Genomic DNA, 22,066 nt, shown 5'->3' with positions numbered 1-22,066 from the left:
CAAGGCTCCTGAGAGCGGCTCAGGAGGCCTGTGGGGCCCTTGGGGAGGCCTGGAGGGCCTCAGCGGCGTCAGAGGATGCGGACGGCGCCCGTCGGCATGTCGTAGCTCAGGCTGCGCTCGACGATGCCCGTGCTGGGGTTCTGCGCGCCGATGAACTTGCCGCCGCCGACGTACAGGGCGACGTGGTACGCGTTGCCGCGGGAGCCCCAGTACAGGACGTCGCCGGGCTGCAGGTTGCTCAGCGACACCGAGGTGCCCTCCGAGGACTGGTCCTGGGACATGCGCGGCAGGGAGATGCCCGCCTGGCGGTACGCGGCCTGAACGAGGCCGGAGCAGTCGTACGAGGACGGGCCGGTGCCGCCCATGACGTACGCCTTGCCGACCTGGTTGCGGGCGAAGTTGATGATCGCGGAGGCCGAGCCGGTGGCCGGGGCGGTGACGGTGCCCTCGCCGTCGTCGGAGGTGCCGGCGGACGCGGAGGCGGTCTGGAGGGTGGTGCGACCGGCGCTGCGGGTGGCGCGCTGGGCCTCGGCCTTGCGGTCCGCCTCCTCCTTCGCCTTCTTCTCGGCCTTCTGCTGGGCCTCTTCCTTGGCCTGCTTGGCCTCGGCGGCGGCGCCGCTGCGGGCGCTCTCCTCCTGGGCGTTCAGCTCGCCGGTGACGGCCGCCTCGACGGCTGCGACACGGGTGTTCTCTGCTGCGGTGGTGACCGCGGAGGCGACGTCGGCGGTCAGGTCCAGGCTCAGGACCGGCATTTCGAGCGTCGTCTCGGCCACGGGCTCGGCGGACGGGGACGCGCTCGCGGTGCCGGCCATGGCGAGGGTGCTGAGGACGCCACCGGCAACTCCGGCGCGGACCGCGAGCTTCGAGGTGCTGCGGCGGGGCTTCCGGTGGCTGGGTATGTGAGCGGTGTGGGACATGGGACAACCGCTATCAGGGCGCAGCCGTTGGCTTCAAGAAACGTGGTGTGCGCCACAGTTGCGCGCGAAGGGCGCTAACCGGGCGCGTCGCGCGGGATATTGACGCCGTAACGGGCGAAACGGACCGGGCCCTCATAAGCCTGTGATCAAGGGGTTTCTCTAATAAGTCCGAATTGAACCGCGCCTACCATTCCGCCCGACAGTTGGCCAAGCCCCCTTTCGGCGGCCTCGATTCCATGTGGCGCAGGTCACAGTTACCCACCGCTGTGCGGGCGCTGTGGCCGGTCCGTGATCACGCTGTGGCCTTCCCGTGGGGTTCGTGAACGGATGCACAGCTTCCGAAGCCCGTGATCTTGCGGGTTCCCCGCGGCCGCCCCCGCGTCCACTTCCGTCCCCGGCCGCTCCCCCGGGCGGGCGACGCCGATTCCCTTACCACCGGGTCCGCCTGGTTGCCAATTTGCCTGCAATGGCCATCATTTGATAGTGGAACCCCGCTCCGACCTGGGGTGACGACTGCGGATGTCACCTTTGGTGACCATGTGGATGCCTTGCGTATGAAGATCACCGCTCATCGGACTTCATGATCGTTCGTCGGGTGGTGGAGATCACAAACTCGTTGTTGTAACCCGTGTCGCAGATCACAGATCGGCAGGCATAAGATGCGCAGCAGTCCGGCTTGTGAACTGCCTCACATGTGCAAGATCTTCGCGGGGCGGGGCGCTCGGCGCCGGCACAGCGGTCCAACGGTCAAGGACGACTGGAAGGAGCGAGGAGCGTGAATGCGTACGCGCCCATCCTCGTGCTCGGCGCCCTCGGCGCAGGGTTTGCGATCTTCTCCGTGGTCATGGCCACGCTGATCGGCCCAAAACGGTACAACCGGGCGAAGCTCGAAGCGTACGAGTGCGGCATCGAGCCCACTCCGATGCCGGCCGGCGGCGGCCGCTTCCCGATCAAGTACTACCTGACGGCGATGCTCTTCATCGTCTTCGACATCGAGATCGTCTTCCTCTACCCCTGGGCCGTCACCTTCGACTCCCTGGGGATCTTCGGGCTCGTCGAGATGCTGCTCTTCGTGCTCACCGTCTTCGTCGCCTACGCCTACGTCTGGCGCCGCGGCGGCCTGGAATGGGACTGAGGGGCTGAATTTTCCATGGGACTGGAAGAGAAGCTGCCGAGCGGCTTCCTGCTGACCACCGTCGAACAGGCCGCGGGCTGGGTGCGCAAGTCATCCGTCTTCCCGGCCACCTTCGGCCTCGCCTGCTGCGCCATCGAGATGATGACCACCGGAGCGGGCCGCTACGACCTCGCCCGCTTCGGCATGGAGGTCTTCCGCGGCTCCCCGCGCCAGGCCGACCTGATGATCGTGGCCGGCCGGGTCAGCCAGAAGATGGCGCCGGTGCTGCGGCAGGTGTACGACCAGATGCCCGCCCCGAAGTGGGTGATCTCCATGGGCGTCTGCGCCTCCTCGGGCGGCATGTTCAACAACTACGCGATCGTCCAGGGCGTCGACCACATCGTGCCCGTGGACATCTACCTGCCCGGCTGCCCGCCCCGGCCCGAGATGCTGATGGACGCGATCCTCAAGCTCCACCAGAAGATCCAGGGCTCCAAGCTCGGCGTGAACCGGGAAGAGGCGGCGCGCGAGGCGGAGGAGGCGGCCCTCAAGGCCCTCCCCACCATCGAGATGAAGGGGCTCCTGCGGTGAGCGACGACCCCGCCGTGGACAACGGCAACAACGTGCCCGCCCCCCGGGGCTCGGCCGGCCCCGAGGTGATCGGGGTCCGCAAGGGCATGTTCGGCGCGAACAACGGCGGCGACACCACCGGCTACGGCGGTCTGGTGCGCACCGTGGCGCTGCCCGGGGCGACGAGCCGCCCCTACGGTTCGTACTTCGACGAGGTCGCCGACGAACTCGAAGGAGCCCTGGAGGAACAGGACCTGGTTCCCGAGAACGCCATCGAGAAGACGGTGGTCGACCGGGGCGAGCTCACCTTCCACATCGCCCGCGAGCACCTCGTCCGGGTCGCCTCCACCCTGCGCGACGACCCGGCGCTGCGCTTCGAGCTGTGCACCGGCGTATCCGGCGTGCACTTCCCGCAGGACAAGGGACGCGAGCTGCACGCGGTCTACCACCTGCGCTCGATCACCCACGGCCGGGTCCTGCGCCTGGAGGTCTGCGTCCCCGACAGCGACCCGCACGTCCCCTCGCTCGTCTCCGTCTACCCGACCAACGACTGGCACGAGCGCGAGACGTACGACTTCTTCGGCCTGGTCTTCGACGGGCACCCCGCCCTCACGCGGATCATGATGCCGGACGACTGGCAGGGCTTCCCGCAGCGCAAGGACTACCCGCTCGGCGGCATTCCCGTCGAGTACAAGGGCGCCCAGATCCCGGCTCCCGACCAGCGGAGGTCGTACAGCTGATGAACACGCCGAACACATCGCAGCACGCGTCCGCCCGCGAGACGACCGAGGGCACCGTCTACACCGTCACCGGCGGAGACTGGGACGAGGTCGTGCAGTCGGCGGCCCGCGCGGACGACGAGCGGATCGTCGTCAACATGGGTCCGCAGCACCCGTCGACCCACGGCGTGCTCCGCCTGATCCTGGAGATCGACGGCGAGACGGTCACCGAGGCCCGCTGCGGCATCGGGTACCTGCACACCGGCATCGAGAAGAACCTCGAATTCCGGAACTGGACGCAGGGCACCACCTTCGTGACGCGCATGGACTACCTGACGCCGTTCTTCAACGAGACGGCGTACTGCCTGGGCGTCGAGAAGCTGCTCGGCATCACCGAGCAGGTCCCGGACCGCGCCACCGTCATCCGCGTCCTGCTGATGGAGCTCAACCGGCTCTCCTCCCACCTGGTGTGCATCGCCACCGGCGGCATGGAGCTGGGCGCGACGACGATCATGATCTACGGGTTCCGCGACCGCGAGCTGATCCTGGACGTCTTCGAGCTGATCACCGGCCTGCGCATGAACCACGCGTTCATCCGCCCCGGCGGCCTGGCCCAGGACCTGCCCCCGGGCGCCGTCGACCAGCTGCGCGACTTCGTGAAGACCATGAAGAAGAACCTGCCGGAGTACGACAAGCTCGCCACCGGCAACCCCATCTTCAAGGCCCGCATGCAGGACGTCGGCTACCTCGACCTGACCGGCTGCATGGCCCTGGGTGCCACCGGCCCCATCCTGCGCTCCGCCGGCCTGCCGCACGACCTGCGCAAGTCGGACCCGTACTGCGGTTACGAGGACTACGAGTTCGACGTGCCGACCGCCGAGAGCTGCGACTCCTACGGGCGGTTCCTGATCCGCCTGGAGGAGATGCGCCAGTCGCTGCGGATCGTCGAACAGTGCCTGGAGCGGCTGGAGCCGGGCCCGGTGATGGTCGCGGACAAGAAGATCGCCTGGCCGGCGCAGCTCGCGATGGGCCCCGACGGACTCGGCAACTCCCTCGACCACATCCGCACCATCATGGGCACCTCGATGGAGGCCCTCATCCACCACTTCAAGCTGGTGACCGAGGGCTTCCGGGTCCCGGCCGGGCAGGCGTACGCGGCCGTCGAGTCCCCCAAGGGCGAGCTCGGCGTCCACGTCGTCTCCGACGGCGGCACCCGCCCCTACAGGGTCCACTTCCGCGACCCGTCCTTCACCAACCTCCAGGCCATGGCGGCGATGTGCGAGGGCGGCCAGGTCGCCGACGTCATCGTCGCCGTCGCCTCCATCGACCCCGTGATGGGAGGCGTCGACCGATGACAGACGTGTCGTTGGGCATGCCCCAGCTCCCGGCCCCCGATTACCCGGCAGAGGTCCGCGAGAGGCTGGCGGCCGACGCCGCCCAGGTCATCGCCCGCTACCCCGACAGCCGCTCCGCGCTGCTGCCGCTGCTGCACCTCGTGCAGGCGGAGGAGGGCCACGTCACGCGCACCGGCATGCGGTTCTGCGCCGAGACGCTGGGCCTGACCACCGCCGAGGTGACGGCCGTCGCCACCTTCTACACGATGTACCGGCGCAAGCCGTCCGGCGAGTACCAGGTGGGCGTCTGCACCAACACCCTGTGCGCGGTGATGGGCGGTGACGCCATCTTCGACGAGCTCAAGGAGCACCTGGGCGTCGGGAACAACGAGACCACCCCCGACGGCAAGATCACCCTCGAACACATCGAGTGCAACGCGGCCTGCGACTACGCGCCCGTGGTGATGGTCAACTGGGAGTTCTTCGACAACCAGACCCCCGAGTCCGCGAAGGCGATGGTGGACGACCTGCTGGCCGGCCGGCAGGTCGTGCCCACGCGGGGCGCGCCGCTGTGCACGTACAAGGAGACGGCCCGGATCCTCGCCGGGTTCCCGGACGAGCGCGAGGGCGCGGTGGAGGCGGGCGGCGGCGCGGGTCCCGCCTCGCTGATCGGCCTGCGCATCGCCCGCGGCGAGTCCCCGCACACCCCGATCGTGCACCCGCGCGGTGAGGCGCGTGGCGGGGCCGGCACCGAGGGAGGGGAGTGATGTCGGTGTCTTCCGAACTGAGCAACGAGGGCGCCCCCCGACCGCAGGCCGGGGGAGGGAGCCCGGAGAAGCTCCTGGCGCCCGTCCTGTCGGCGTTCTGGGACGAGCCCGAGTCGTGGACGCTGGAGACCTACCAGCGCCACGAGGGCTACGAGGGCCTGCGCAAGGCCCTCGCGATGACCCCGGACGACCTCATCGCGTACGTCAAGGACTCGGGTCTGCGCGGGCGCGGCGGCGCGGGCTTCCCCACCGGAATGAAGTGGCAGTTCATCCCGCAGGGCGACGGGAAGCCGCACTACCTCGTGGTGAACGCGGACGAGTCGGAACCGGGAACCTGCAAGGACATCCCCCTCCTGTTCGCCAATCCGCACTCCCTCATCGAGGGAATGGTCATCGCCTGCTACGCGATCCGCTCGGAGCACGCCTTCATCTACCTGCGCGGCGAGGTCGTGCCGGTCCTGCGGCGCCTGCACGAGGCGGTGCGCGAGGCGTACGAGGCGGGCTACCTCGGGGAGAACATCCTCGGGAGCGGACTCAAGCTGGACATCACCGTCCACGCGGGGGCGGGCGCGTACATCTGCGGTGAGGAGACGGCGCTCCTCGACTCCCTCGAAGGCCGGCGCGGTCAGCCCCGGCTGCGCCCCCCCTTCCCCGCCGTGGAGGGCCTCTACGCGTGCCCCACTGTCGTCAACAACGTCGAGTCCATCGCCTCGGTTCCCGCGATCCTGAACAAGGGCAAGGACTGGTTCAAGGCGATGGGGACCGAGAAGTCCCCCGGCTTCACGCTGTACTCGCTCTCCGGGCACGTCGCCGGTCCCGGCCAGTACGAGGCCCCGCTCGGCATCACCCTGCGCCAGCTGCTCGACATGAGCGGCGGGATGCGCCCCGGGCACCGGCTCAAGTTCTGGACCCCCGGCGGCTCCTCGACCCCCATGTTCACCGACGAGCACCTCGACGTCCCGCTCGACTACGAGGGCGTCGGCGCGGCCGGTTCCATGCTCGGCACCAAGGCGCTCCAGTGCTTCGACGAGACCACCTGCGTGGTCCGTGCGGTGACCCGGTGGACCGAGTTCTACGCCCACGAGTCCTGCGGCAAGTGCACGCCGTGCCGGGAAGGCACGTACTGGCTCGTGCAGCTGCTGCGGGACATCGAGGCCGGCAAGGGCGTGATGAGCGACCTCGACAAGCTGAACGACATCGCCGACAACATCAACGGCAAGTCGTTCTGCGCCCTCGGCGACGGCGCCGCCAGCCCGATCTTCTCCTCGCTCAAGTACTTCCGCGAGGAGTACGAGCAGCACATCACGGGCAAGGGCTGCCCCTTCGACCCCAAGAAGTCGACCCTCTGGGCTGACACGGAGGTGAACGCATGACCGTCACCACTAACGCCCCGGCGGGCGGCGGCGGGGCGGCGGTTCCGCCCGAGGACCTGGTCTCGCTGACCATCGACGGCATCGAACTGTCCGTCCCCAAGGGGACGCTGGTCATCCGGGCCGCCGAACAGCTCGGCATCGAGATCCCCCGGTTCTGCGACCACCCGCTCCTCGACCCGGTCGGCGCCTGCCGCCAGTGCATCGTCGAGGTGGAGGGCCAGCGCAAGCCGATGGCCTCCTGCACGATCACCTGCACCGACGGCATGGTCGTCAAGACGCAGCTGACGTCGCAGGCCGCCGACAAGGCGCAGCGCGGGGTGATGGAGCTGCTGCTCATCAACCACCCGCTGGACTGCCCGGTCTGCGACAAGGGCGGCGAGTGCCCGCTGCAGAACCAGGCCCTCTCGCACGGCAACGCCGAATCGCGTTTCGAGGGCAAGAAGCGGACGTACGAGAAGCCGGTCGCGATCTCCACGCAGGTACTGCTGGACCGCGAGCGGTGCGTGCTGTGCGCGCGCTGCACCCGCTTCTCCACGCAGGTGGCGGGCGACCCGATGATCGAGCTGCTGGAGCGCGGCGCCCTCCAGCAGGTCGGCACCGGTGAGGGCGACCCGTTCGAGTCGTACTTCTCCGGCAACACCATCCAGATCTGCCCGGTCGGCGCCCTCACCTCGGCCGAGTACCGCTTCCGCGCCCGCCCCTTCGACCTCGTCTCCTCCCCGAGCGTGTGCGAGCACTGCGCGGGCGGCTGCGCGACGCGCACCGACCACCGGCGCGGGAAGGTGCTGCGCCGGCTGGCCGCCGAGGACCCCGAGGTCAACGAGGAGTGGATCTGCGACAAGGGCCGCTTCGCGTTCCGCTACGCGCAGCGCCCCGACCGCCTCACCACCCCGCTGGTGCGCGGCTCCGACGGGGTGCTCGCCCCGGCGAGCTGGCCCGAGGCGCTGGAGGCCGCCGCGAAGGGGCTGGCCTCCGCGCGCGGCCGGGCGGGGGTGCTGACGGGCGGCCGGCTCACCGCCGAGGACGCCTACGCGTACGCCAAGTTCGCCCGCGTGGTGCTGGACACCAACGACATCGACTTCCGGGCGCGGGTGCACAGCGCGGAGGAGGCGGAGTTCCTGGCCGCCACCGTGGCCGGCACCGGCAAGGACCTGGCGGGCGGCGGGGTGACGTATTCCTCCCTGGAGGCCGCGCCCGCCGTGCTGCTGGCCGGCATCGAGTCCGAGGAGGAGGCTCCCGGGGTCTTCCTGCGGCTGCGCAAGGCCCACCGCAAGCACAAGCAGCGGACCTTCGGCCTCGCCCCGTTCGCCACCAGGGGCCTGGAGAAGACGGGCGGCACCCTGCTGGCCGCCGCCCCCGGCACCGAACCCGACTGGCTGGACGCGCTCGCCTCGCGGACCGGCCTGGAGCAGGGCGGCCACGCCGCCGCGGAAGCGCTGCGCGAGCCCGGCGCCGTCATCGTCGTCGGGGAGCGCCTGGCCGGGGTGCCGGGCGCGCTGACCGCCGCGGTACGGGCGGCGGCCGCGACCGGCGCGCAGCTGGTGTGGATCCCGCGCCGGGCCGGGGAGCGGGCCGCCGTGGAGGCGGGCGCGCTGCCGTCGCTGCTGCCCGGTGCCCGCCCGGCCACCGACCCGCGGGCCCGGGAGGAGGTCGCGGCCGCCTGGGGGCTGGACGAACTCCCGCACCGCTACGGCCGTGACACGGGCCAGATCGTCGAGGCGGCCGCCGGGCGGGAGCTGTCCGCGCTGCTCGTCGCGGGTGTCGAGGTGGCCGACCTGCCCGACCCGGTGCGTGCCCGTCTCGCGCTCCAGGAGGCGTTCGTGGTCTCGCTGGAGCTGCGGCCCAGCGAGGTCACCGACCACGCCGACGTGGTGTTCCCGGTCGCCGCGGTGGCCGAGAAGGCGGGAGCCTTCATCAACTGGGAGGGCCGGGTGCGGCCGTTCGAGGCGGCGCTCAAGCCGGACCAGATGACCCGCCGGCTCGCCCCCGCCGACCACCGCGTGCTGCACATGCTGGCCGACGCGGCCGACCGGTCGATCGGGCTGCCCGACGTACAGGCCGTCCGGCGGGAACTGGGCCGGCTCGGCCCGTGGGCCGGGGAGCGCGCCGCCGAGCAGGGTGCGGACACCGCGCCGCTGCCCCGGCCCGGCGCGGGCGAGGCGGTCCTCGCGGGCCACCGGCTGCTGCTGGACCAGGGCCGGCTCCAGGACGGCGACGCCGCCCTGGCCGGTACCCGGCACGAGGCGAGCGCCCGGTTGTCGGCGGCCACGGCCGCCGAGACGGGCGTGAAGGACGGGGACGTCCTCGCGGTCACCGGCCCGGCCGGGTCCGTGGAACTGCCGCTGCGGATCACGCGGATGCCCGACCGGGTGGTCTGGCTGCCGCTGAACTCCACCGGCTCCGGCGTCCTCGCCGACACCGGCGCCCGCCCGGGCGCCCTCGTACGCATCGGCCCGGCGGTCCCGTCCGGCGCGGGCGACAGCACTGCGGAGGTGGACGCGTGAATCCGGTACAGCTCGCCGCGGAGGACCTGTCCCTCTTCGGCAAGGACGTCTGGTGGCTCGTCGTCGTCAAGGCGGTGTTCTGCTTCGCCTTCCTGATGGTGACCGTGCTCTTCTCCATCGTCTGGGAGCGCAAGGTCGTCGCCTGGATGCAGCTGCGCATCGGCCCCAACCGGCACGGCCCCTGGGGCATGCTCCAGTCGCTCGCCGACGGCGTGAAGCTGATGCTCAAGGAAGACGTCATCGTCAAGCGGGCCGACAAGGTCGTGTACGTCCTGGCCCCCATCATCGCGGCGATCCCGGCGTTCATGGCCATCGCGGTGATCCCCTTCGGGCCCTCCGGCAACGAGGTCTCGATCTTCGGCCAGCGCACCACGATGCAGCTGACGGACCTGCCCATCGCGATGCTGTACGTCCTCGCGGTGGCGTCGGTCGGCATCTACGGCATCGTCCTCGCCGGCTGGTCCTCGGGCTCCACGTACCCGCTGCTCGGGGGCTTGCGCTCCTGCGCGCAGATGATCTCGTACGAGATCGCGATGGGCGCGGCGTTCGCGTCGGTGTTCCTCTACTCCGGGTCGATGTCGACCTCGAAGATCGTGGAGGCGCAGGCGGACCGCTGGTACATCGTCCTGCTGCCGGTCTCCTTCATCATCTACGTCATCACCATGGTCGGGGAGACGAACCGCGCCCCCTTCGACATGCCGGAGTCCGAGGGCGACCTGGTCGGCGGCTTCAACACCGAGTACTCCTCCATCAAGTTCGCACTGTTCATGCTGGCCGAGTACGTCAACATGGTCACCGTCTCGGCGGTCTCGGTCACCCTCTTCCTCGGCGGCTGGCGGGCCCCCGCGCCGATCTCGACGTACTGGGAGGGCGCGAACCACGGCTGGTGGCCGATGCTCTGGTTCGTCATCAAGGTGCAGCTGCTGCTGTTCTTCTTCATCTGGCTGCGCGGCACGCTGCCCCGGGTGCGCTACGACCAGCTGATGAAGCTCGGCTGGAAGGTCCTCATCCCCGTCTCCGTGGTCTGGCTGATGCTGGTGGCGACCGTGCGGGCGCTGCGGAACGAGAACTACGACTTCCAGCAGATCGTGCTGTACGTCGGCGGCGCGGTGATCGCCGTACTGCTCCTGTCCTTCGTCGCCGACCTGTTCCGCCACAAGCGGGACGACCGGGCGAAGGGCGCCGCCGGCGCGGCGGACGAGCCCTTCGACCCGATGGCGGGCGGATTCCCCGTACCCCCCAAGCCCGGTCAGCAGCCGGCGCCCGTGCCGCGCAGGCGGCCTCGCGGGCAGCGGGAGCTGATTGTCAGTGGCGGGGCGAATACTGACAGTGACCGAGAGGAGGGTGGTGAGAATGTCTGACGCCGAGAACGAGAAGTGGCAGAACCCGGTGGCCGGCTTCGGCGTGACCTTCAAGGCCATGTTCAAGAAGCGCCTCACCGAGCAGTACCCGGAGCAGCGCAAGACCACCGCACCCCGCTTCCACGGGCGGCACCAGCTCAACCGCCATCCCGACGGTCTGGAGAAGTGCATCGGGTGCGAGCTGTGTGCCTGGGCCTGTCCGGCCGACGCGATCTACGTGGAGGGCGCGGACAACGCCGAGGAGGAGCGCTACTCCCCGGGTGAGCGGTACGGCGCGGTCTACCAGATCAACTACGCCCGCTGCATCCTGTGCGGGCTGTGCGTCGAGGCGTGCCCCACCCGGGCGCTGACGATGACGAACGAGTTCGAGCTGGCCGACTCCAGCCGCGAATCGCTGATCTACACCAAGGAACAGCTGCTGGTCGGCCTGACTGAGGGCATGGTCGAGGCACCGCACGAGATGTACCCGGGCACCGACGACCAGGACTACTACCGCGGTCTGGTGACGGGCGCGGCTCCGGGGACCGCCCGGCAGGTCGCGCGGTCCAAGGGCGAGGTCGCCGAAGGCGCCGGGCAGGACGCGGCCGAACCCGAGGGGGTGGACGCATGAGCGCCCTCGCCGCCGCGGCTTCGGCCACCTCCACGGGTGAGGCCGTGCAGTTCTGGGTCCTCGGCACGGTCGCCGTGATCGGCGCGCTGTGCACGATCCTGATGAAGAAGGCCGTGCACAGCGCGCTGTGCCTGGCCGGGACGATGATCATCCTGGCGGTCTTCTACCTCGCCAACGGGGCGTACTTCCTGGGCGTCGTCCAGGTCGTCGTCTACACCGGCGCCATCATGATGCTGTTCCTCTTCGTGGTGATGCTCGTCGGCGTCACCGCCGCGGACTCGCTCACCGAAACCATCAAGGGGCAGCGCTGGCTGGCCGCCCTGTGCGGGCTCGGCTTCGGCATCCTGCTGATCGCCGGCATCGCCAACGCCAAGCTCACCCACTTCAACGGCCTGGGCCGGGTCAACTCCGCCGGGCACGTCGAAGGCCTCGCCGAGCTGATCTTCACCCGGTACATCTTCGCCTTCGAGATCACCGGCGCCCTGCTGATCACGGCGGCCGTCGGCGCGATGGTGCTCACCCACCGCGAGCGCACCGAGCGGGCCGCCACCCAGCGCGAACTCGCCGAGCGGCGCGTGCGCGAGGGCGTCCAGCTCCCGCCGCTGCCCGCACCCGGCGTCTACGCCCGGCACAACGCGGTGGACATCGCCGGTCTGCTGCCGGACGGCACCCCGTCCGAGCTCACCGTCAACAAGACGCTGCGGGCCCGCGGTCAGATCCGTGACGTGTCGAGCGAGGCACTGGAGGACCTCAAGGCGCTGGAGCAGAAGTCGGCGGAGCGCCTCGGCCGAGAGGAGGCCTCGAAGTGAACCCGGTCAACTACCTGTACCTGGCCGCCCTGCTGTTCACCATCGGTGCGGCCGGCGTACTCATCCGCAAGAACGCGATCGTGCTGTTCATGTGCGTGGAGCTGATGCTCAACGCCTGCAACCTCGCCTTCGTCACCTTCTCCCGGATGCACGGCAACCTCGACGGTCAGATCATCGCGTTCTTCACGATGGTCGTCGCCGCCGCGGAGGTCGTGGTGGGCCTCGCGATCATCGTGTCGCTGTTCCGTACCCGCCACTCGGCCTCGGTCGACGACGCCAGCCTGATGAAGCTGTAAGGGGCCTTCACAGTGGAGAATCTGATTGCGCTGCTGGTGGCGGCGCCCCTGCTCGGAGCGGCGGTGCTGCTGTGCGGCGGCCGCCGCCTCGACAAGGCCGGCCACTGGCTCGGCACCCTCTTCGCCGCCGCCTCCTTCGGCATCGGCGTGGCCCTGTTCACCGACATGCTGGGGCGCGGCGCCGATGACCGCACCGTCCACCAGCAGCTGTTCAGCTGGATCCCGGTGGGGGGCTTCCAGGCGGACGTCGCCTTCCAGCTCGACCAGCTGTCGATGACCTTCGTCCTGCTGATCACCGGTGTCGGCACCCTCATCCACATCTACTCCATCGGGTACATGGAGCACGACGAGCGGCGCCGCCGCTTCTTCGGCTACCTGAACCTGTTCCTCGCGGCGATGCTGCTCCTCGTCCTCGCCGACAACTACCTGCTGCTGTACGTCGGCTGGGAGGGCGTGGGCCTGGCCTCGTACCTGCTCATCGGCTTCTGGCAGCACAAGCCCAGCGCGGCCACGGCCGCGAAGAAGGCCTTCCTGGTCAACCGGGTCGGCGACATGGGCCTTTCGATCGCGATCATGATCATGTTCGCCACCTTCGGGACGTTCGCCTTCGGGCCGGTGTTCGGGGCGGTGGACGGCACGTCCGAGGGCAAGCTGACGGCGATCGCCCTGATGCTGCTGCTGGCCGCGTGCGGCAAGTCCGCGCAGGTGCCGCTCCAGTCCTGGCTCGGTGACGCGATGGAGGGCCCGACCCCGGTCTCGGCCCTGATCCACGCGGCGACCATGGTCACCGCCGGCGTGTACCTGATCACCCGCTCCGGTGCGGTCTTCAACGCCGCGCCGGACGCGCAGACCGCGGTCGTCGTGGTCGGCGCGGTGACGCTGCTCTTCGGTGCGATCGTCGGTTGCGCGAAGGACGACATCAAGAAGGCCCTGGCCGGCTCCACGATGTCGCAGATCGGCTACATGGTCCTCGCGGCCGGCCTCGGGCCCATCGGCTACGCCTTCGCGATCATGCACCTGGTGACGCACGGCTTCTTCAAGGCCGGACTCTTCCTCGGCGCCGGTTCCGTGATGCACGGGATGAACGACGAGGTGGACATGCGCAAGTACGGCGGCCTGCGGAAGTACATGCCGGTCACCTTCGTCACCTTCGGCCTCGGCTACCTCGCCATCATCGGCTTCCCGGGCCTCTCGGGCTTCTGGTCCAAGGACAAGATCATCGAAGCGGCCTTCGCCAAGGGCGGCACCGAGGGCTGGATCCTCGGCGGAGTGGCCCTGCTGGGCGCCGCCATCACCGCCTTCTACATGACCCGCGTGATGCTGCTGACCTTCTTCGGCGAGAAGCGCTGGCAGCCGGCGCCCGACGCCGACGCCGTGCCCAGCGCCGAACCCGCCGCCGAACACCAGGCCGGGAAGCTGCCGCACCCCCACGAGTCCCCGAAGACCATGACCCTGCCGATGATCGTGCTCGCCATCGGCTCGGTCTTCGCCGGCGGCCTGTTCAGCATCAACGAGGCGTTCGTGAAGTGGCTGGAGCCCGTGACCTCCTTCGAGCACGGGAACCCGCCGCTGGGCGCCGGCGCCATCACCGCCGCCACGATCGTGGTCCTGCTGATCGGCGTGGGCCTCGCGTACGTGCAGTACGGGCGGGGGCCCGTCCCCGTGGTCGCCCCCCGGGGGAGCTGGCTCACCAGGGCCGCCCGGCGCGACCTGCTCCAGGACGACTTCAACCACGTCGTGCTGGTGCGCGGCGGGGAGCACCTGACCCGCTCCCTGGTGTACGTCGACCACAGCCTGGTCGACGGGGTGGTCAACGGGACGGCGGCCTCGGTCGGCGGACTGTCGGGCCGGCTGCGCAAGCTGCAGAACGGCTACGCCCGCAGTTACGCGGTCTCGATGTTCGGGGGCACGGCGATCCTCATCGCCGCGACCCTGCTGATGAGGGCGGTGTGAGATGAGTTTCCCGCTTCTGACGGTGACGGCGGCCGTACCCGCGGCCGGCGCGATCCTGACGGCGGCCGTCCCGGCCGCACGCAGGGGCGCCGCCAAGTGGCTCGCGCTGCTCGTCTCCCTGGCGACACTGGCGCTGGCCGTGCTGATCGCGGTCCGCTTCGAGCCCGGTGGCGCCCGTTACCAGCTCACCGAATCGCACGCCTGGATCTCCGACTTCGGGGTCCGCTACGAGCTGGGCGTCGACGGCATCGGGGTGGCGCTGATCGCGCTCACCGCCCTGCTGATGCCGTTCATCATCCTGGCCGGCTGGCACGACGCCGACCCGCTGGAGACCCACTCGTCCCGCTGGCGCCCGACGCAGGGGTTCTTCGCCCTGATCCTGCTGGTCGAGGCGATGGTGGTGATCTCCTTCGAGGCCACCGACGTCTTCGTCTTCTACATCTTCTTCGAAGCCATGCTCATCCCGATGTACTTCCTCATCGGCGGCTTCGGGGACCGGGCGCACGCCGGGACCGATGAGAACGCGGCCGCGCAGCGCTCGTACGCGGCGGTCAAGTTCCTCCTCTACAACCTCGCCGGCGGACTGATCATGCTGGCCGCCGTCATCGGGCTGTACGTGGTCGCCGGCAACTTCTCCCTCCAGGAGATCACCGCCGCCCGCGCCGCGGGCACGCTCGAGTTGGCGACCAGCACCGAACGGCTCCTGTTCCTCGGGTTCTTCTTCGCCTTCGCGGTGAAGGCCCCGCTGTGGCCGCTGCACACCTGGCTGCCCAACGCGATGGGTGAGGCCACCGCCCCGGTCGCCGTACTGATCACCGCGGTCGTGGACAAGGTCGGCACCTTCGCGATGCTCCGCTTCTGCCTCGGGCTCTTCCCCGAGGCCAGCAAGTGGGCGACGCCCGTGATCCTCGTCCTGGCCCTGGTCAGCATCGTCTACGGAGCGCTGCTCGCGGTCGGCCAGCGGGACATCAAGCGGCTGGTGGCCTACGCCTCCATCTCGCACTTCGGCTTCATCATCATGGGCATCTTCGCGATGACCTCCCAGGGCCAGTCGGGCGCGACGCTGTACATGGTCAACCACGGGATCTCCACGGCGGCGCTGATGCTGGTCGCCGGCTTCCTGATCTCGCGGCGCGGCTCCCGGCTCATCGCCGACTACGGCGGCGTGCAGAAGGTGGCCCCGGTCCTCGCCGGGACCTTCCTCATCGGCGGTCTCGCGACGCTGTCCCTGCCCGGCCTCGCCCCGTTCGTCAGCGAGTTCCTGGTGCTGGTCGGCACGTTCACCCGCTACCCGGTCGTCGGCGTCATCGCGACCATCGGCATCGTGCTGGCCGCGCTGTACACGCTGGTGCTCTACCAGCGCACGATGACCGGCCCGGTGAAGGAGGAGGTCCGCACGATGCCGGACCTGCGCCTGCGGGAGGTGCTGGTGGTGGCCCCGCTGATCGCGCTGCTGATCGGGCTGGGCGTGTACCCGAAGCCGCTGACCGAGATCGTCAACCCGGCGGTGAAGCACACCATGTCGGACGTGAAGCGGACGGACCCCAAGCCCGAGGTCGCCGTCGAAGCCAAGAACGGGGAGGCGGCGAAGTGAGCACGCTGACTGCTGCCCAGGGCCTGCTGACAGTGGCGGCCGCGGACCCGGCCACCAAGATCCCGGCCCCGCACATCGAATACGCGCAGCTCGCGCCCACGCTCATCGTGGTGGGCGCGGCGGTCCTCGGCGTCCTCGTCGAGGCCTTCGTACCGCGCAAGTACCGCTACCACGTCCAGGTGTTCCTCGCCGTCGCCGCGCTGGCCGCGGCCTTCGCGGCGGTCGTCGGCCTTGCAGCCGGCGGGTACGGGAACGCCAAGGCGCGCATCGCCGCCATGGGCGCGATCGCCGTGGACGGACCGGCGCTGTTCCTGCAGGGCACCATCCTGCTGGCCTCGATCGTGGCCGTGTTCACCTTCGCGGAGCGGCGCCTGGACCCGGCGGCCCACGGCAACCGGGTCGACTCCTTCGCCGCGCAGGCCGCGTCGGTCCCCGGCAGCGACAGCGAGAAGGCGGCCGTCAAGGCCGGTTTCACGACCACCGAGGTCTTCCCGCTGGCCCTGTTCGCGATCTCCGGGATGCTGATCTTCCCGGCGGCCGACGACCTGCTGACGCTGTTCATCGCGCTGGAGGTCTTCTCCCTCCCGCTGTACCTGCTCTGCGCCCTCGCCCGCCGCCAGCGGCTGATGTCGCAGGAGGCGGCGGTCAAGTACTTCCTGCTGGGTGCGTTCTCCTCGGCGTTCCTGCTGTTCGGCATCGCGCTGCTCTACGGCTACGCCGGCTCCGTCTCCTACGCGGTGATCGCCGACGTCGTGGACGGCACGGTCTCGAAGATCGACCCGGCGCTGGCCTCCACCATGGGCAACGACGCGCTGCTGCTCATCGGCGGCGCGCTGATCCTGATGGGCCTGCTGTTCAAGGTCGGCGCCGTCCCCTTCCACATGTGGACGCCGGACGTCTACCAGGGCGCCCCGACCCCGGTCACCGGGTTCATGGCGGCGGCGACGAAGGTCGCGGCATTCGGCGCGCTCCTGCGTCTGCTGTACGTGGTGCTCCCGGGCCTGCGCTGGGACTGGCGGCCGGTGATGTGGGGCGTCGCGATCGTCACGATGCTGGCGGGCGCGGTGATCGCCGTGACCCAGACGGACGTCAAGCGGCTGCTGGCGTACTCCTCGATCGCGCACGCCGGTTTCATCCTGGCCGGTGTGATCGCCACCTCCGCCGAGGGCGTCAAGTCCGTCCTGTTCTACCTGGGCGCCTACTCCTTCGTGACGATCGGCGCGTTCGCCGTGGTCACGCTGGTGCGGGACGCGGGCGGCGAGGCCACCCACCTGTCGAAGTGGGCCGGGCTCGGCCGTCGTTCGCCGCTGACGGCGGCGGTCTTCGCGGTGTTCCTGCTGGCCTTCGCGGGCATCCCGCTGACGTCCGGCTTCGCCGGGAAGTTCGCCGTGTTCAAGGCGGCGGCGGAGGGCGGCGCCGGGGTGCTGGTCGTGGTCGGTGTGCTCTCGTCCGCCGTCGCCGCGTTCTTCTACATCCGGGTGATCGTGCTGATGTTCTTCAGCGAGCCGAAGGCCGACGGCCCGACGGTCGCGGTGCCCTCGCCGCTGACGATGACCACGATCGCGGTGGGCGTGGCGGTGACGCTGGTCCTGGGTGTGGCGCCGCAGTACTTCCTCGACCTGGCCGGGCACGCGAGCACGTTCGTGCGGTAGCACCTACGGGTGTACCGAGGGCCCGGCTCCCCGCAGGAAGGGGGGCCGGGCCCTCGGGCTGACCGGGACGTCCGTCGCCCCGGCCGGGCTCAGCGGGAGGCGGTGATGCGGCCGGTGACCTCGCCGAGGCCCACCCGGCTGCCGTCGGGGCCGGGCGCCCAGGCGGTGAGCGTGACGGTGTCGCCGTCCTCCAGGAAGGTGCGCTTGCCGTCGGCGAGCTCGATGGCGTCGCGGCCGTTCCAGGTCAGCTCCAGCAGGGAGCCGCGCTGGTCGGTCTCGGGGCCGCTGACGGTGCCGGAGCCGTAGACGTCACCGGTGCGCAGGGAGGCCCCGTTGACCGTCATGTGGGCCAGCTGCTGGGCAGCGGTCCAGTACATGGAGGCGAACGGCGGCCGGGCCACCTCCTGCCCGTTGATGGAGACGGCGATGTGCAGGTCGAAGCCGCCGGGGCGGTCGGCGTCCGAGTCGTCCAGGTACGGCAGCAGCGGGAAGTCCCGGGCGGGCGGCGCGACGCGGGCGGCGTCCAGGGCCTCCAGCGGGGTGACCCAGGCGGAGACGGAGGTGGCGAAGGACTTGCCGAGGAACGGGCCCAGCGGCACGTACTCCCAGGCCTGGATGTCCCGTGCGGACCAGTCGTTGAGGAGGAACAGGCCGAAGACGTGGTCCTCGAACTCGCCGAGCGCGACCGGGCGGCCGAGTTCCGAGGGGGTGCCGACGACGAAGCCGACCTCGGCCTCGATGTCGAGCTTGACGCTCGGGCCGAAGACGGGGGCCGGGTCGGTGGGCGCCTTGCGCTGCCCGCTGGGGCGTACGACGTCGGTGCCGGAGACCACGATGGTGCCGGAGCGGCCGTGGTAACCGATCGGCAGGTGCTTCCAGTTGGGGGTGAGGGCGTCACCGTCCGGGCGGAAGATCTTCCCGACGTTCGTGGCGTGGTGCTCGCTCGCGTAGAAGTCGACGTAGTCGGCGACCTCGTACGGCAGGTGCAGGGTGACGGCGTCGAGCGGCATCAGGTGCGGCTCGACCGTGTCGCGGTGGCCGGGGTCGGTCACCCAGGCGGTCAGCGCGCGCCGTACGTCGCGCCAGGCGGTCCGGCCGGCGGCGAGCAGCGGGTTGAGCGAGGGCCGGCCGAGCAGGCCCGCGTAGGGGGAACCGAGCGCGAGCGCGGCCGCTCCGGCGTCCAGGACGTACCCGCCGATCCGCACACCGACCCGGCGCCGGGGGTCCTCGGCGGTGGAGAACACGCCGTAGGGCAGGTTGTGCGGTCCGAACGGGTCGCCCTCGGGGACATCGAGGGGGCTCTGCTGGGGCATGGGTTGCTGCCTCGCTTTCGACGCGGTCCGGGGGTGTCCCGGGGGCTTGTTGACACGTTACGTTGCTGGTGGGGCGGGCGGGAGGCCGGATTAGGGCGCTATTTGTAGGACTTGTCCAAAGGGGTCCGTATCCTTGCGCCGTGACTTCCGCCCCGCCTCCGGCCCCTCCCTTCGCCTTGATCGCAACCGACCTGGACGGGACTCTGCTGCGCGCCGGGGACACCGTCTCGGCCCGTTCCCACACCGCCCTCGCGCGTGCCCGCGCCGCAGGCGCCGAACACATCATCGTGACCGGCCGCCCGGTCCCGCAGGTGCGCCACGTACTGGACGGCCTCGGCTACACGGGGCTCGCGGTGTGCGGGCAGGGCGCGCAGGTGTACGACGCGGCGCGCGGGCGCCTGTTGCACTCCGTGTGCATGGACCGGGGTCTGGCGGAGGTCGCCCTCGGCAAGATCGAGGCCGAGATCGGCGAGGTGTACGTGGCGGTCGACCAGGAGGGGGTGGACGCGGAGATGCTGATAGGGCCGGGCTACCGGATGCCGCATCCGCACCTGCCGACGGTCCGGGTAGGGCGCCGCGCGGACCTGTGGTCGGCGCCGATCAACAAGGTGCTGCTCCAGCACCCTGAGCTGGACGACGACGAACTGACGCGCCTCGCGCGCGGGGTGGTCGGGGACCTCGTCAACGTGACGATGGCGGGGGAGCACACGGTGGAGCTCCAGCCGCCGGGAATCGACAAGGCGAGCGGCCTCTCGCGCGCCGCGGACGTCCTGGGCCTGGCCGCCTCGGCCACGATCGCCTTCGGCGACATGCCCAACGACGTCCCGATGTTCGGGTGGGCGGCGTACGGGGTGGCGATGGCCAACGCCCACCGGGAACTGGTGGCGGTGGCCGACGAGGTGACGCTGTCGAACGAGGACGACGGCATCGCGGTGGTCCTGGAGCGGCTGTTCCGCTGACGCACCCCCCCGGCGGGCGGTCAGCCCGCCGTGCGCGGGAGGCGGCGTTCCCAGGTGCGGTGGAAGACCGCCTCGCCGCCCTCCCGGCACACCACCTCGTTCGACGTGAGGAACCCGCCCGCGTCGCAGGAGACCTCCGAGCGGGTCTCCACGGTGACCTCCCAGCCCAGCTCCGGCCGGTGCAGCCGGATCCGCCAGCGCGAGCGGGCCCGCGCCGACAGGGCGTCCGCCGACCGGATCTCGTACTCCTCCACCGCGTCCTCACCGCACTCCAGCCCGTCCGGGTACACCCGCGTCCCCCCGTACCGGGGGTCCACCTCCAGCCGCCAGGACCCGCGGGCCACGTCCCGCACGACGACCCGCTCCGGGCGCGGCTCGTCCAGCGTCGCCGGCTGCACCACCCCCAGCGGCTCCGCCTGCTCCGGCGCCTCGAAGACGATGCCGTCGTCCAGCGGGCCCGCCGTGCGCAGCGGCAGCTCCAGCGTGCTGCCCGCCGGGTCGAGGGTCCAGCCCGCCTCCGAGCCGGCCCGGGGCCAGATCCACGGCCAGTACGCCGACGACAGCGCCAGCCGGATCCGGTGGCCCGGCGGGAACGCGTGCCCGATGCCGTTCAGCTCGAAGGTGACCTCCTCGTACGAGCCCACCGGCCAGGGCGCGGCCCGCTCCCGCCCGCCCCGCGCCGACAGGTTCAGCGCGCCGCGCGTGACCAGCGTCGAGGCTCCGTCGGGGGCGACGTCGCAGAGCCGGGCGACCACCTGCCCGTACGGGACGTCCATCCGCAGCCGCAGCGTCACCCGGGCCCGGCCCAGGACCTCCACCGGCTCGCCCGGCGCGACCGGGAACTCGAAGCACGCCGACTTGGCGTCCTCCTCCCGCTGGTCGGGCGGGAGGTCCGCGTCGTTGCCGCGGGGGAGGAACCGGCCCGCGTCCAGCCCGGTGTGCTGCGGGGAGGCGACCGTCACCGGCGCGCCCTGGAGCCCGTAGGACACCGGCACGACCGAGGGCGAGGGCCAGGCGGCGTCGCCCACCCAGCGGCCCTCCATACGTGGGTAGACGGTGGCCGGCGGGTGCGACTCGCTGATCCAGGAGCGCAGCAGCGGTTCGTCCATGACCCCGTTGTCCTCGCCCTTGAGCCAGTGGTCCCACCAGCGCAGGGTTTCCTGGAGGAAGCCGATCGCCGGGCCCGGCGGCAGCCCCCGGTCGGGGTACTGGTGGGACCAGGGGCCGATCAGCCCGCGGACACGGCCCCGGGGCAGGTGCTCGACCAGGCGCAGCACGGTGTCCCGGTACGGGTCGTGCCAGCCGCCGACCGCGAGGACGGCCGCGCGGATGTTCCCGTGGTCCTCGCGGACGCTGCCGTGCTTCCAGTAGGCGTCGCGGGTCTGGTGGGCGAGCCAGGTGTGGATCAGCGGTTCCAGGGCCTCCAGACGGGTGAGCCACTGCTCCCGCCAGCCGTCGCCGGCGTACCGGGGGTCCGGGGGCCGCGCGGCGAAGGCCAGCATCGTCGCCGCCCGCGCGGGCATGTCGGCGGCGAGGACGGAGCCGCCCAGGTAGTGCCCCCCGTTGTCGTAGCGGTCGTCGGTGGAGCAGACCGTGACGACCGCCTTGAGCGCCCGGGGGGCGAGGGCTGCGATCCGGAGGCTGTTGGAGCCGCCCCAGGAGATCCCGGACATGCCCACCGCGCCCGTGCACCACGGCTGCGCCGCGAGCCACTCCACCACCGCGACCCCGTCGGCGAGCTCCCGCGCGTCGTGCTCGTCGCCGGGGACGCCGCCGCTGCAGCCGTGGCCGCGCACGTCCACCCGCACGGAGGCGTAGCCGTGGCCCGCGTACCAGGGGTGGCGCTGCCCGTCGCGCGGCGCGGTCCAGTCGGTGAGGCGGTACGGCAGGTACTCCAGCAGCGCCGGGACCGGCCCGTCGGTGACCGGGCGCCAGATCCGGGCGTACAGCTCGACCCCGTCGGGCATCGGGATCCGGACATCCTCGCGGGTGGTCTCGTAGGGGAAGTCGGTACGGATGATCATGCGGACCGCCTCGGGGAACGTATGCGTCGTGCGCCTCGGCCGGGGCGCGAGCACGGTGACGGCGAAGCGGCCCGCCCTCAGCCGTCCGGGGGAGGCCGGAAGGGCTGCGACGACGGCCGCGCCGACGGGGGTCCGGGCGGCGGCCGGCCCGCCCCCGGATCCCCCGGCTCGTCCGTGCCGGTGACAGTTCTGGACAA

The 22,066-nt window shown here is 70.9% G+C and carries 18 protein-coding genes; 15 read left to right on the top strand and 3 right to left on the bottom strand.

The genetic code is table 11. From position 1 onward, the window contains the following. Window positions 1–68: 68 nt before the first annotated feature. A complete protein-coding gene (locus OG861_RS13470) occupies window positions 69–917 on the bottom strand; it encodes a C40 family peptidase (protein WP_329197376.1) in 849 nt (282 codons plus the stop codon). 775 nt (window positions 918–1,692) lie between these two features. On the opposite strand from OG861_RS13470, the gene OG861_RS13465 reads away from it, so the two are divergent. The 14 genes from OG861_RS13465 to nuoN are packed head-to-tail and all read left to right on the top strand — an operon-like array spanning window position 1,693 to window position 17,573. Further along, entirely contained in the window at window positions 1,693–2,052 is a 360-nt protein-coding gene (locus OG861_RS13465) for an NADH-quinone oxidoreductase subunit A (protein WP_190182942.1), read from the top strand. 15 nt (window positions 2,053–2,067) lie between these two features. Beyond that, complete coding sequence (locus tag OG861_RS13460; RefSeq protein WP_007265818.1) at window positions 2,068–2,622, top strand: NuoB/complex I 20 kDa subunit family protein; 555 nt, start codon at window positions 2,068–2,070, stop codon at window positions 2,620–2,622. Next, complete coding sequence (locus tag OG861_RS13455) at window positions 2,619–3,341, top strand: NADH-quinone oxidoreductase subunit C (protein ID WP_329197379.1); 723 nt, start codon at window positions 2,619–2,621, stop codon at window positions 3,339–3,341. Before OG861_RS13460 ends, OG861_RS13455 begins: the two co-directional genes overlap by 4 nt. Continuing rightward, window positions 3,341–4,675: an NADH-quinone oxidoreductase subunit D gene (locus tag OG861_RS13450; RefSeq protein ID WP_329197380.1), complete on the top strand. Its 1,335-nt coding sequence runs from the start codon at window positions 3,341–3,343 to the stop codon at window positions 4,673–4,675. The genes OG861_RS13455 and OG861_RS13450 overlap by 1 nt, the downstream gene beginning before the upstream one ends. Next, window positions 4,672–5,421 (top strand): NADH-quinone oxidoreductase subunit NuoE, encoded by a 750-nt coding sequence (nuoE, locus tag OG861_RS13445; RefSeq protein ID WP_329197383.1) that lies wholly within the window; start codon window positions 4,672–4,674, stop codon window positions 5,419–5,421. Before OG861_RS13450 ends, nuoE begins: the two co-directional genes overlap by 4 nt. Beyond that, entirely contained in the window at window positions 5,421–6,794 is a 1,374-nt protein-coding gene (gene nuoF / locus OG861_RS13440) for an NADH-quinone oxidoreductase subunit NuoF (RefSeq protein ID WP_329197385.1), read from the top strand. Before nuoE ends, nuoF begins: the two co-directional genes overlap by 1 nt. Continuing rightward, on the top strand, window positions 6,791–9,298 hold the full coding sequence (locus OG861_RS13435) for an NADH-quinone oxidoreductase subunit G (protein ID WP_329197386.1): 2,508 nt from the start codon (window positions 6,791–6,793) through the stop codon (window positions 9,296–9,298). The genes nuoF and OG861_RS13435 overlap by 4 nt, the downstream gene beginning before the upstream one ends. Next, a complete protein-coding gene (gene nuoH, locus OG861_RS13430; RefSeq protein WP_329197388.1) occupies window positions 9,295–10,659 on the top strand; it encodes an NADH-quinone oxidoreductase subunit NuoH in 1,365 nt (454 codons plus the stop codon). Before OG861_RS13435 ends, nuoH begins: the two co-directional genes overlap by 4 nt. Then, the gene (gene nuoI / locus OG861_RS13425) at window positions 10,652–11,269 is read left to right on the top strand and encodes an NADH-quinone oxidoreductase subunit NuoI (protein WP_329197390.1); all 618 of its coding nucleotides are present in this window, start codon (window positions 10,652–10,654) and stop codon (window positions 11,267–11,269) included. Before nuoH ends, nuoI begins: the two co-directional genes overlap by 8 nt. Then, window positions 11,266–12,078: an NADH-quinone oxidoreductase subunit J gene (locus OG861_RS13420; protein ID WP_329197392.1), complete on the top strand. Its 813-nt coding sequence runs from the start codon at window positions 11,266–11,268 to the stop codon at window positions 12,076–12,078. The genes nuoI and OG861_RS13420 overlap by 4 nt, the downstream gene beginning before the upstream one ends. Next, complete coding sequence (gene nuoK, locus OG861_RS13415; protein WP_007265827.1) at window positions 12,075–12,374, top strand: NADH-quinone oxidoreductase subunit NuoK; 300 nt, start codon at window positions 12,075–12,077, stop codon at window positions 12,372–12,374. The genes OG861_RS13420 and nuoK overlap by 4 nt, the downstream gene beginning before the upstream one ends. 12 nt (window positions 12,375–12,386) lie before the next feature. Next, window positions 12,387–14,327 carry an NADH-quinone oxidoreductase subunit L gene (nuoL, locus tag OG861_RS13410; protein WP_329197394.1) on the top strand — a complete coding sequence of 647 codons (1,941 nt, stop codon included), beginning with the start codon at window positions 12,387–12,389 and terminating at the stop codon, window positions 14,325–14,327. Window position 14,328: 1 nt separating this feature from the next. Next, complete coding sequence (locus tag OG861_RS13405) at window positions 14,329–15,921, top strand: NADH-quinone oxidoreductase subunit M (RefSeq protein WP_329197396.1); 1,593 nt, start codon at window positions 14,329–14,331, stop codon at window positions 15,919–15,921. 5 nt (window positions 15,922–15,926) lie between these two features. Then, window positions 15,927–17,573 (top strand): NADH-quinone oxidoreductase subunit NuoN, encoded by a 1,647-nt coding sequence (gene nuoN / locus OG861_RS13400; protein WP_329202372.1) that lies wholly within the window; start codon window positions 15,927–15,929, stop codon window positions 17,571–17,573. 89 nt (window positions 17,574–17,662) lie between these two features. Here the strand turns inward: nuoN and fahA are convergent, their stop codons facing one another. Then, window positions 17,663–18,886, bottom strand: coding sequence for a fumarylacetoacetase (gene fahA / locus OG861_RS13395; protein ID WP_329197398.1), 1,224 nt, complete (start codon window positions 18,884–18,886; stop codon window positions 17,663–17,665). Window positions 18,887–19,026: 140 nt separating this feature from the next. On the opposite strand from fahA, the gene OG861_RS13390 reads away from it, so the two are divergent. Then, window positions 19,027–19,845 carry an HAD family hydrolase gene (locus tag OG861_RS13390; RefSeq protein WP_329197400.1) on the top strand — a complete coding sequence of 273 codons (819 nt, stop codon included), beginning with the start codon at window positions 19,027–19,029 and terminating at the stop codon, window positions 19,843–19,845. Window positions 19,846–19,865: 20 nt separating this feature from the next. On the opposite strand, the gene OG861_RS13385 is transcribed toward OG861_RS13390, so the two are convergent. After that, on the bottom strand, window positions 19,866–21,869 hold the full coding sequence (locus OG861_RS13385) for a CocE/NonD family hydrolase (RefSeq protein ID WP_329197402.1): 2,004 nt from the start codon (window positions 21,867–21,869) through the stop codon (window positions 19,866–19,868). Window positions 21,870–22,066: the final 197 nt, after the last annotated feature.

Origin of the sequence: Streptomyces sp. NBC_00539 (assembly GCF_036346105.1) — a bacterium.
GTDB lineage: Bacteria > Actinomycetota > Actinomycetes > Streptomycetales > Streptomycetaceae > Streptomyces.
The sequence above is the reverse complement of the archived record's forward strand: the minus strand, read 5'-3'. Positions and strand labels throughout refer to the sequence as shown.